The organism is Streptomyces sp. WM6386 (genome assembly GCF_000972385.1).
Classification (GTDB): Bacteria; Actinomycetota; Actinomycetes; order Streptomycetales; family Streptomycetaceae; genus Streptomyces.
The window spans coordinates 135,138-146,518 of sequence record NZ_JXTE01000012.1; the positions used below are offsets into that span (position 1 = coordinate 135,138).

The 11,381-nt window shown below is 70.9% G+C and carries 9 protein-coding genes; 6 read left to right on the plus strand and 3 right to left on the minus strand.

All coding sequences use genetic code 11. The features are described 5' to 3' along the window. Nucleotides 1–28 precede the first annotated feature (28 nt). Nucleotides 29–574: a hypothetical protein gene (locus TN53_RS10295; protein WP_046258149.1), complete on the plus strand. Its 546-nt coding sequence runs from the start codon at nucleotides 29–31 to the stop codon at nucleotides 572–574. A gap of 160 nt (nucleotides 575–734) precedes the next feature. On the opposite strand, the gene TN53_RS10300 is transcribed toward TN53_RS10295, so the two are convergent. Then, nucleotides 735–1,814, minus strand: coding sequence for an O-antigen ligase family protein (locus TN53_RS10300; RefSeq protein WP_063776240.1), 1,080 nt, complete (start codon nucleotides 1,812–1,814; stop codon nucleotides 735–737). A 233-nt stretch (nucleotides 1,815–2,047) separates the two neighbouring features. On the opposite strand from TN53_RS10300, the gene lnt reads away from it, so the two are divergent. The 4 genes from lnt (at nucleotide 2,048) to TN53_RS10320 (ending at nucleotide 6,994) form a co-directional block, all read left to right on the plus strand. Then, nucleotides 2,048–3,658: an apolipoprotein N-acyltransferase gene (gene lnt / locus TN53_RS10305; protein ID WP_095046413.1), complete on the plus strand. Its 1,611-nt coding sequence runs from the start codon at nucleotides 2,048–2,050 to the stop codon at nucleotides 3,656–3,658. Nucleotides 3,659–3,667: 9 nt separating this feature from the next. Further along, complete coding sequence (locus TN53_RS10310; protein WP_046258152.1) at nucleotides 3,668–4,147, plus strand: NUDIX hydrolase; 480 nt, start codon at nucleotides 3,668–3,670, stop codon at nucleotides 4,145–4,147. 54 nt (nucleotides 4,148–4,201) lie between these two features. Next, nucleotides 4,202–5,002, plus strand: a complete 801-nt coding sequence (locus tag TN53_RS10315) for a 3-hydroxybutyrate dehydrogenase (RefSeq protein ID WP_046258153.1) — start codon at nucleotides 4,202–4,204, stop codon at nucleotides 5,000–5,002. A 66-nt stretch (nucleotides 5,003–5,068) separates the two neighbouring features. Beyond that, nucleotides 5,069–6,994: a helix-turn-helix domain-containing protein gene (locus tag TN53_RS10320; protein ID WP_046258154.1), complete on the plus strand. Its 1,926-nt coding sequence runs from the start codon at nucleotides 5,069–5,071 to the stop codon at nucleotides 6,992–6,994. Between the two features lie 64 nt (nucleotides 6,995–7,058). On the opposite strand, the gene TN53_RS10325 is transcribed toward TN53_RS10320, so the two are convergent. Continuing rightward, nucleotides 7,059–8,444 (minus strand): MFS transporter, encoded by a 1,386-nt coding sequence (locus TN53_RS10325; protein WP_046258155.1) that lies wholly within the window; start codon nucleotides 8,442–8,444, stop codon nucleotides 7,059–7,061. Nucleotides 8,445–9,251: 807 nt separating this feature from the next. On the opposite strand from TN53_RS10325, the gene TN53_RS44835 reads away from it, so the two are divergent. Further along, the gene (locus TN53_RS44835) at nucleotides 9,252–9,602 is read left to right on the plus strand and encodes a hypothetical protein (protein WP_199924545.1); all 351 of its coding nucleotides are present in this window, start codon (nucleotides 9,252–9,254) and stop codon (nucleotides 9,600–9,602) included. A gap of 74 nt (nucleotides 9,603–9,676) precedes the next feature. On the opposite strand, the gene TN53_RS10330 is transcribed toward TN53_RS44835, so the two are convergent. After that, nucleotides 9,677–11,164 (minus strand): aldehyde dehydrogenase, encoded by a 1,488-nt coding sequence (locus TN53_RS10330; protein ID WP_095046414.1) that lies wholly within the window; start codon nucleotides 11,162–11,164, stop codon nucleotides 9,677–9,679. Nucleotides 11,165–11,381: the final 217 nt, after the last annotated feature.

An 11,381-nucleotide genomic window follows, 5' to 3' on the forward strand; every position in this document is an offset into this window, starting at 1 on the left:
GCAGCGAAACCTGAGTAACCTCATAAGCATGAGGGACCACCCCCACGGCGTGAACGCGCCGCATCCCGACGTCTGGACCGGACGCGCCACCAACCGGGTCCAGTGGCTGCTGGCGCTCGTCGGCGCCGCGTGCATGGCGCTCGGCATCGAGCTGGCCGTCGACTCGGCGTGGACCTCGGGCATCGCCCCGCTCGCCATGGCGGTCGTCGGGTGCATCGCGGCCGGCCTGCTCGTGCTCTTCGGCACGCTGGCGTTCGTGCATGTCGCGCTCAAGGTCGACGAGGAGTCCCTCGAGGTGCGCTGCGGCCACATGGGCCTGCCGCGTCGGCGCATCCTGCTGTCGAACGTGGCGGGTGCCGAGGTCGACCATGACGTCACCCCGCGTCACTGGGGCGGCTGGGGCTACCGCTGGCGGCCCGAGAAAGGCACCGCCGTCGTCGTACGCCGTGGCGAGGGCATCGTGCTGAGCCTGTGGGACGGGCACACGTTCACGATCACCGTGGACGACGCCGAGGCCGCCGTGCAGATCATCAGGGACCGGCTGCGCTCACGCGCGCACGGCGGGGCGCACTGAGCGCTCCGCGGGAAGTGCCGCGATGTGCCGTCGCCCGTCCGCGGCGCCGTCGTGGCTGGTCGCGCCACGCGGCGGAGCCGCATATGGATACGGCCCCGCGCCCCTTCAGGGCGCTGCCGAACCGTAGAGGACTTCACCCACCCGCTCAGGGCCCAGGGCCCTAGGTCACGGAGCCAGTCGGTCGCCCCCGGGGGCGGCTCTCGTCTGTCTCGCGCCGTGCCGACTCGTCGGTCAGCGGACGGGCCGTGGCCAGCCCCGCCAGGAGGCCGGCGCCCACCGACACCGTCGTGAAGCTGAGCGCGTTGCCGACCGCGGCGATCGCCGCGAGCGCGGTGAGGGCCGCACCCGCGGTGAGCGCGACCGGCGCGGGGCGTGGAGAGCGCCAGAGGGTGTAGAGAAGCCAGCAGAAGGCCGCGGCGAGCAGGACCACGCCCACGACTCCCTGTTCGGCGGCCTGCTGGAGCGGCGCCGAGTGCGGTTTGCCGTCCGGCAGCAGCGTCTGGGCCGCCGTCGTGCTGAGCTCGCCGAAGCGGCCGGGGCCGACGCCCAGGGCGGGGTCCCGGTGCGCCATGTGCAGTGCGTCCTGCCACAGCTCGATGCGGTGCCGGGTCAGCTGGCCCTCCAGCGACACGGCGAGTCCCTCCGGTACCGCCTTGCCGGCGGCCGCCCAGGTCAGCCCGGTCACCAGGGCCGCTGTCAGGACGAGCCCGGCGAAACCCGCGCCGCGGTGGTGTTGCATACGGCTCGCGGCGAGCGAGCACAGCAGCACCGCGGCACAGGCGACGCCTCCGCTCGCCGAACCCAGGACGGCGGCGGTCACCACGATCCCGACCGCCGACGCCCGCAACACGAGCCGCCAGGCCGGCGCCCGCACGGCCCACGCGGCACAGCACACGGCGCCCGTCGACAGAGTCAGCACGGCGGCGGTGGAGCCGGCGTGGCCCAGCGGTGCGGCGATCTCGGGCCCGGCGGAGAGATGCGGAGCGGCGGCGGTGAGGACCACCCCGGCGGCCGCCGCCGTACAGAGCGCCGCGACCGGCAGGATCGCTCCGCAGATCCGTCCCGCCGCATAGCCGGCGGCGACGGCGAGGACGGCGAGGAGCACGCCCTCGGGACGGCCGTGGTGCACGGCAGCCGTGATCAGGGACCAGGCGGCGCAGGCCCCGAGCACCACCACGCCCGTTGCGTCCGAAACGTTTCGTCTGTCGCCGTCCGCCGCCGGACCGGCCGCAGACGTCATCCCCGTGGACCCCACCCGACCCCCCGAACCGGCCGCCCCCGCGACCTGTGCCGGGCCCCTGCCGTACGGCCGCCTGACCGGCGGTACGACAAAGGCTCCGGCACACGGTAACGGCTGATGGACGGTTTGTGGACGAGTTGCGCAGGAACGATGCGCCAGGAACGTGCCGGAGCCCTGTGCTGCCATACGGACCGCGCTGTCGGCGTCAAGGTCAACCGCCGTACACTCCCGGAGTGACCGTCACCGCAACATCCGTGGACGAGTCGGACCAGAAGCAGCCGACCGCGCCCGCCTCGCGCACGGCCCGCCTCGTGCGCTTCGTCCCCGCTCTCGCCGCCGCACTCTCCGGAGTGCTGCTCTACGTCAGCTTCCCGCCGCGCACGCTGTGGTGGCTCGCCCTCCCGGCGTTCGCCGTCTTCGGCTGGGTACTGCGGGGCCGCAGCTGGAAGGCGGGTCTGGGTCTCGGCTACCTCTTCGGCCTGGGCTTCCTGCTGCCGCTGCTGGTGTGGACCGGCGTGGAGGTCGGGCCCGGCCCGTGGCTGGCGCTCGTGGTGATCGAGGCGGTCTTCGTCGCGCTGGTCGGCGCGGGTATCGCGACAGTGTCGAAGCTGCCCGGCTTTCCGCTGTGGGCGGCCGCCCTGTGGATCGCCGGAGAGGCGGCACGCGCGCGTGTGCCGTTCAGCGGCTTCCCCTGGGGCAAGATCGCGTTCGGTCAGGCCGACGGCGTCTTCCTCCCGCTCGCCGCGGCGGGCGGGACCCCGGTGCTCGGCTTCGCGGTCGTCCTGTGCGGCTTCGGGCTGTACGAGGCCGTCCGGCTGGGGCTGGAGAAGCGCCGCTCCCGAGAGGTACGACGGTCGGCTGCCGTGGTCGCCCTGCTGAGCGTGGCCGTTCCCGTGGCGGGGGCCGTCGCCGCCCGCCCGCTGGTCAGCGACAAGGCAGAGAACGGCACCGTCACCGTCGCGGCCATCCAGGGCAACGTGCCCCGCGCGGGCCTCGACTTCAACGCCCAGCGACGGGCCGTGCTCGACTACCACGCGCGCGAGACCGAGCGGCTTGCCACCCAGGTCAAGGCCGGCAAGATGCCCAAGCCCGACCTCGTGCTGTGGCCCGAGAACTCCTCCGACATCGACCCGTTCGCCAACGAGGACGCGCGCGCCGTCATCGACGCCGCCGCCAAGGCCATCGACGCGCCGATCTCGGTCGGCGGCGTCGTCGAGCGGGACGGCAAGCTCTACAACGAGCAGATCCTGTGGGACCCGGTCAAGGGACCGACCGACACCTACGACAAGCGCCAGATCCAGCCGTTCGGCGAGTACCTCCCGCTGCGCTCGCTCATCGGGGCGATCAACAGCGACTGGACGTCCATGGTCCGCCAGGACTTCAGCCGCGGCACCGAGCCGGGCGTGTTCACCATGGCCGGCGCCAAGGTCGGGCTCGTCACCTGCTACGAGGCGGCCTTCGACTGGGCCGTGCGCTCCGAGGTCACCGACGGCGCCCAGCTGATCTCCGTGCCGAGCAACAACGCGACCTTCGACCGCAGCGAGATGACCTACCAGCAGCTCGCCATGTCCCGGGTCCGTGCCGTGGAGCACAGCCGGACCGTCACGGTGCCGGTGACCAGCGGCGTCAGCGCGATCATCATGCCGGACGGGAGGATCACCCAGAAGACCGGCATGTTCGTCGCCGACTCCCTAGTCCAGAAGGTGCCGCTGCGCTCCTCCGAGACACCGGCCACGAAGCTCGGGATCCTGCCGGAGATGCTGCTGGTGCTGGTCGCGGCCGGTGGACTGGGCTGGGCGATCGGTTCGGGTCTGCGCAACAGGCGGGCGGGAGCTGCCGGTTAGGGTCGGAGTATGCCTACTCCTGACTTCATCCGTGAGATCCGGGCCTCGGCCGGGCACCAGCTGTTGTGGCTGCCCGGCGTCAGCGCCGTCGTCTTCGACGACGAGGGGCGGGTCCTGCTGGGACAGCGCGCGGACAACCACGAGTGGACGGTGATCTCGGGCATCCCCGACCCCGGGGAGCAGCCCGCGGCCGCTGCCGTCCGGGAGGTCCACGAAGAGGCGGGCGTGCACTGCGTCGTCGAGCGAGTCGTCCTCGTCCGGTCGGGGACAGAGGTCGTCTACCCCAACGGCGACCAGTGCCAGTTCATGGACATCACCTTCCGCTGCCGGGCCGTCGGCGGCGAGGCACGGGTGAACGACGACGAGTCCCTCGCGGTCGGCTGGTTCGAGGTGGACGCGCTGCCCTCGATGAGCGAACGCCAGCTGTTCCGGATCAAGCAAGCACTGTCCGATGAACCCACATGGTTCGAGCCCATGAGTTCCGAATGAAGTATGGGCGCTGACCACATGGGGTGAGTGAGGGGTGCTGCTTAGGGTCGAGCCATGACCCCGCCCAGCGCCCTTTCGGCCCCCCACGCCTCCTCGCTCGACCTCGGCGGCCGCACCGCCCTCGTCACCGGCGCCGCCGGTGGCATCGGCCGCGCCTGTGCGCTGCGGCTCGCGGCCGCCGGGGCGAAGGTGAGAGCGGTCGACCGGGACGCGCGGGGACTGGAGGAGCTCGCCGACGGGGTCCGGAACCTGGCGGGCACCATCGAACCGCACGTTTTGGACCTGACCGACCTGGACGCCGCCGAGCTCGCCGCGGCCGGCACCGACGTGCTGGTCAACAACGCCGGGCTCCAGCTGGTGCGCCCCATCGAGGAGTTCCCGCCCGACGTCTTCCACACCGTGCTCACCGTGATGCTGGAGGCGCCGTTCCGGCTCATCCGCGGCGCCCTGCCCCACATGTACGGGCAGGGGTGGGGCCGGATCGTCAACGTGTCCTCGGTCCACGGGCTGCGGGCCTCGGCGTTCAAGTCGGCGTACGTGGCCGCCAAACACGGCCTGGAAGGGCTTTCCAAGACGGCCGCCCTGGAAGGCGCGCCCCACGGTGTCACCTCGAACTGTGTGAACCCCGCCTATGTGCGCACCCCCCTGGTCGAGAGGCAGCTCGCCGACCAGGCGCGGGCGCACGGCATCCCCGAGGAGCGCGTCCTTGCCGAGGTCCTGCTCCAGGACAGCGCGGTCAAGCGGCTCATCGAGCCCGAGGACGTCGCCGAGGCCGTGGCGTATCTGTGCGGCCCGCAGGCGTCTTTCGTGACCGGCACGTCCCTGGTGATGGACGGTGGCTGGACAGCGCACTGAGCCGCGTCCCGGCGGGGTTGTCCACAGGGCTGACGAGGTGACGGTGCGATGAGGAATCCTGATGGCATGTCCCGCGATCACGTGCAGTCCGCCGAGCGCCCCGCCGGCAGCGCCGAGGCACCTTTCCTCGAGCTGCTGGCCAGGGGAGCGTCCGCCGACGCCTACGAGCAGCCGGTGCTGGTCGCCCGTGCCGAGGGCCGGCCGGCCGAGCGGATCGCCGCGCTGGAGCAGGCCAAGCTGGTCGCGCTGCGCGTGCGCTCGGAGCTGGAGGGACGGCGCCGGCGCGAGGCCGAGCTCTCCGCGCTCTTCGAGACAGCGCACGACCTGGCGGGACTGCGCGACCTGGACGCCGTGCTCCAGGCGATCGTGCAGCGCGCCCGGTCACTGCTCGGCACGGACGTCGCCTACCTCAGCCTGAACGACCCGGTCCGCGGCGACACCTACATGCGCGTGACCGAGGGCTCGGTCGCCGCCCGCTTCCAACAGCTGCGGCTCGGCATGGGCGAGGGGCTCGGCGGCCTCGTCGCCCAGACGGCCCGGCCCTACGTCACCGACGACTACTTCAAGGACGAGCGCTTCCAGCACACCCGCACCATCGACGGCGGCGTACGGGACGAGGGCCTGGTCGCCATCCTCGGCGTGCCGCTGATGCTGGGGCACCATGTCATCGGGGTGCTGTTCGCCGCCGACCGGCGCGCCCGGGTCTTCGAGCGGGAGCAGATCGCCCTGCTCGGCTCCTTCGCCGCCCTGGCGGCCGCCGCCATCGACACCGCGAACCTGCTCACCGAGACCCGCTCGGCCCTCGCCGACCTGGAGCGGGCCAACGAGATCATCCGCGACCGCAGCGGCGTCATCGAGCGCGCCTCCGACGTCCACGACCGCCTCGCCGAACTCGTGCTGCGCGGCGGCGGGGTGCACGACGTGGCAGCCGCGGTCGCCGAAGTCCTCGACGGCAAGGTCGAGTTCACCGAGGCCGCCGCCACGTCGGCCGAGGCACTGGAAGCCTCCCGGGCCGAAGGCCACGCCGTACGGCACGGCGACGACTGGATCGCGGCCGTCGCCGCCGGCGGCGAACTGCTCGGCGCCCTCGTGCTGCACGGCCACCCCGGACTCGACCCCGTGGACCAGCGCACCCTGGAGCGCGCCGCGATGGTCACCTCGCTGCTGCTGCTCGCCAGACGCTCGGCGGCCGAGGCCGAACAGCGCGTCCGTGGCGAACTCCTGGACGACCTCCTCGACGCCCGCGACCGCGACCCGCGCCTGCTGCGCGAACGAGCCTCCCGGCTGCACGCCGACCTCGACGCCACCCATGTCGTCCTCGCTGCCCGGCTCGACGGCACCGCGGCCGATGCCGAGCAGGAGGCGGACGCCCGCAGACGTCTGTGGTCCGCCGCCTCCCACCTCGCGGCGACCCGGCACGGGCTGGCGGCCGCCCGCGACGGCGGCACCGTCCTGCTGCTGCCCCTGAGACCCGGCGACACCGCGACCGCCCTGGCCCGCCGTACGGCACGCCACCTCGGCACGGCCGTCCACGAGGCCGTCACCGTCGGCGCATCGGGCCCGGTCGAGGACCTGGCCACCCGTCCGGACATCGTGACCGCCGCCTACGAGGAGGGCCGCCGCTGCCTCGACGCCCTGCGGCTCCTGGGCCGTTCCGGCGACGGGGCGGCCGCCGAGGACTTCGGGTTCCTCGGTCTGCTCCTGGCAGGCGACCGGGACATCACGGGCTTCGTCGAGCGCACCATCGGCCCGGTCGTCACCTACGACGAACGGCGCGGCACCGATCTCCTGCGCACCATCGACGCGTACTTCGCCTGTGGCATGAGCCCGGCCCGCACCAAGGACGAACTGCACGTCCACGTGAACACGGTCGCCCAACGCCTGGAGCGCGTCGGCCGCCTCCTCGGCGACGACTGGCAGAGCCCCGCTCGCGCCCTGGAGATCCAGCTCGCCCTGCGCCTGCACCGGTTGTCCGCACCGACACAGCACTGAGTGTGCCCATCGGCACGGCACCGGCCCCCGCACGCACGAGCGCACGGGGGCCGGTCGGGGGAGATCAGACGGTGCGGGCGTCCGCGGTGGCGGCCTTCGCCGGTTCCGCGTCCGCGGGGGCGTCGACGTCGGCGAGGTCCCGGTTGCGGGTCTCCTTGGCCACTCCCACCGCGATGAGGGTCAGGACGGCCGCGGCGATGACGTACAGGGCGATCGGGGTGGAGCTGCCGTAGTCGTCCAGGAGCGCGGTGGCGATCAGCGGCGCGGGCGCTCCGGCGGCGACCGAGGCGAACTGGGCACCGATGGAGGCGCCGGAGTACCGCATCCGGGTCGCGAACATCTCGGAGAAGAAGGCGGCCTGGGGCGCGTACATCGCCCCGTGCAGCACCAGACCCACGGTGATGGCGAGGATCAGGTTGCCGAAACTGCCGGTGTCGATGAGGGAGAAGAACGGGAACATCCACAGGCCGATCCCGGCCGCGCCCAGTAGATACACCGGCCGCCGCCCGATCCGGTCCGACAGGGCACCCCACATCGGGATCACCGCGAAGTGCACGGCGGAGGCGATCAGTACGGCGTTCAACGCGGTCTGCTTGGAGACGTCGGCCGTGGTGGTGGCGTAGACGAGGATGAACGCGGTGATCACGTAGTAGCTGATGTTCTCGGCCATGCGCGCGCCCATCGCGATGAGCACGTCGCGCCAGTGGTGGCGCAGTACGGAGACGATCGGGAGCTTCTCCGCGGCCGCCCCCTGCTCGGCCTTGCGGGCCTGGGCGTGGGCCAGGGCCTGCTTGAAGACCGGCGATTCATCGACAGACAGACGAATCCACAAACCGACCATCACGAGGACGCCGGAGAGCAGGAACGGGATCCGCCAGCCCCAGCTGGTGAAGGCGCTGTCGGAGAGGACGGCGGTGAGCAGGGACAGCACACCGGTGGCCAGCAACTGCCCCGCGGGGGCGCCGGTCTGCGGCCAGGAGGCCCAGAACCCGCGCCGCCGGGCGTCCCCGTGCTCCGACACCAGCAGCACGGCCCCGCCCCACTCGCCGCCCAGCGCGAAGCCCTGGACCAGGCGCAGCACGGTCAGCAGCACGGGAGCGGCCGAGCCGATCGTCGCGTGCGTGGGCAGCAGCCCGATCGCGAAGGTCGCCCCGCCCATCAGCAGCAGGCTCAGCACCAGCAGCTTCTTGCGTCCCAGCCGGTCGCCGTAGTGCCCGAAGACGAGGGCACCGATCGGACGGGCGGCGAATCCGACGGCGTACGTCAGGAACGACAGCAGGGTGCCGACGAGCGGGTCGGAGCCCGGGAAGAACAGCTTGTTGAAGACGAGGGCCGCGGCGGATCCGTAGAGAAAGAAGTCGTACCACTCGATGGTCGTGCCGATGAGGCTGGCGGCGACTATGCGCTTCAGGTTGTTCGGCGACGGTGGAGCGGGTGCTGCGGAGGCCATGTGCGCCACTTCCTCGTGTGCGGTGGGGACGGGTACTTGTTCGCACACCGTAGGAACGCGCAGGTCAGGCGGACATGTGGTGGGACAACATACTTCTGGGCCAGGGTGTGAGCTTGGCCGCTACGTCTGTCGGCCGAAACTCGAACCGGGGCCTAGCGGGAGGCGGAGTCGCTGGTGTCAGAGATGCGAGATTCGGGATGATTTGATGGTGCGGTGCTGGCTCCGGTGCTGGATTTGTGCTGACTGTAAGCCCACGTCATCACCCGTCTTCACCCCTCCCGTGCTGACTTGGTGCTGACTACGCAGCGTTGATCTCCAGCCTTTGGGTGCATGTCGGGCGAGGCGCCGTGAGTAACTGCCCTGGTGGTGCAGGCCCCATGGCCCGCCACTGAGTAGTTCGCCGAGGAACCCCACAGCCGCTTCCCTGTGCTGGTGACGGGGATCGCCGTGAAGCAGGTTTGTCCCAGCAGATTCTTCGTCTGCTGGTGGTACATAGTCGACGGGGCTCTGGCCTGCGTGAATGTGGCGTTCGAAGGGAAGTTGGCAGATCTTGGCCCGTATAGGGTCCGGATCTTGGTCGCAGGCGAGTTGTACGGGCCAGACCCATCCTTCTGGGCCTTTCGCGATCATGCGCGGTTACGCAGTCGATTCTCCCCACGCGCTCCCCAGCGTCGCTCGTACGCCCCAGATTCTCCACAGCAGCGGTCCTACGAGAGACACGGAACGCACAATCCCGATGTTCGTCCAGCGGCTCGCGGTGATCACGACGATTCGTTGATTCTTCATGCCGTCTGTCAAGCCGAGGGCATGGCCGAACTGGGCCGCCCCGCCCCCTCACGCGCCGACCGCGCCGCGGCCCTTGAACCCGGCGGCATGGTCTTCGCCGGCAGCCCCGACGAGATCGCCGACCGCATCCTCCACCTGCACGGACTGCTCGGCCACACCCGCCAGATCCTTCAGATGGACGTCGGCGGCATGCCCCAGACTTCCTGCGCGGTATCGAACTGCTCGGCACGAAAGTGCTCCCCCAGATCCGCGCCGAGCTGGCAAACCCCTGACCTGCAGCCGCCTCCGCCGCGACGGCCACTTGCCGAGCCACCGCTGCTCGGCAAGCGCGAAGATGTGCGCGATCCAGGTGAACGCCCCTTCCTCGAGTGAACCACCGGTGCGCATGGCCAGCGGTTGGCCGGGGTCCGTCTCCGTGGCGTCGGACCTGGACGGTCCGCGTGACGCTAGAGCGTCACGACCGGCTCGCCGTCGAGGAAGATCGCGTGCGTGTTGTAGAACGCGTCGAGACCCTCGGGGCCGAGTTCACGCCCGTAGCCCGACTGCTTGACGCCGCCGAACGGCACCCCGAGATCGATGGTGATGCCGTTGTTGATCGAGACCGTGCCGCTGCGGATCTGGCGTGCGACCTCGAGCGCGTGCTGCTCGTCACTGCCGAAGACGGCGGCGTTGAGCCCGAACTCGGTGTCGTTGGCCAGCCGGATCGCCTCGGCCTCGTCCTCGTCGCGGTAGGTGAGCACCGCGGTCACGGGGCCGAAGATCTCCTCCTGTGCGACACGGGAATCGGGCGTCACGTCGGTGATGATGGTCGGGGAGACGTAGTAGCCCTTGTCGAACCCGGGCGCGCGGCCACCGCCGACGGCGAATGTCGCGCCTTCCTGGCGGGCCGTCTCGAAGAACCCGAGGACCTTGTCGTAGTGCGCCTTGTTGATCATCGGGCCGACCGTCGCGTCCGGGTCGGTCGGATCGCCGACCTTGACCTGCGCGAACGCTTCGGCCAGCGCCCCGACGATCTCGTCCTTGCGGCTCTCCGGAACGATCAGTCGGCTCGGGTTCGTGCACACCGCGCCATTGTTGTTGCAGACGTTGATCGTCAGCGTGTAGACGATCCGGTCGAGGTCCGCGTCCGGCAGGATCAACGCCGGGGACTTGCCGCCGAGTTCGAGCGTGACCTGCTTGAGGGTGGGTGCCGCGGCCGCGGCGATCGCGCGCCCCACGCCTGTCGATCCGGTGAACGTCACCTTGTCCACGCCCGGGTGGCTGACGAGTTCCTGGCTCTGCTCGGGACCGGCGGTGAGGACGTTGATCACACCGGCCGGAAGGCCGACCTTGAGTGCGGCGTCCGCGACGTAGCCGGCGCTCAGCGGTGAGAAGTCGGACGGCTTCATGATGATCGTGCAGCCGGCCAGGAGCGCCGGGGGAAGCTTGAAGGCGGCAAGACCGAGCGGCGCGTTCCACGGCACGATCGCGGCCACCACGCCGACGGGCCGCTTCTCGATGCGCGCGGTGACGCCGCTCAGACCGGTGCGGACCTCCTGGAGCTCGGTCGAGTCGGCGAGGCTCGCGTAGTAGCGCAGCAGACCGGCGAAGGCCAGCGGGTTGCCGCGGGCGGCACCGAGGACCAGCCCGGTCTCGGCCGTCACCACCTCGGTGATGGCGTCCGCGTGCTGCTCGATCTCGTCGGCGAGCGCGAGCAGGTGGTCGGCCCGCTCCTTCACGGACAGCCGGGGCCAGGGCCCCTCGTCGAACGCGGTCCGCGCGGCCTGCACCGCGGCATCCACGTCGGCACTCGACGCCAGTGCGACCCTGCCGAACTCCTCTTCCGTCGCCGGATTGACCAGCGACTGCGAGCGACCGTCCGAGCTCGGACGCCACTCGTTGTCGATGAACAGATCCCGCTCGACCACGGGGGCCGATTGATCCTGAAGTGCCATGGAGAACTCCTGTAAACGGCAGCGGTATGTACTTGCCCATCCAGTTTTTTGGACGACTTCATCCAAAGTAACAGACGCACCTGTCCAGAACTAGTAGACTGGGCGCATGAGCACTCCTGAGGGCCTCACTCGCAAGGGGCTGGCCACCCGCGCCCGGATCGTGGAAGCCGCCGCAGAGCTCGTCCTGGAGCGAGGCGTGAACGCGACGTCGCTCGAG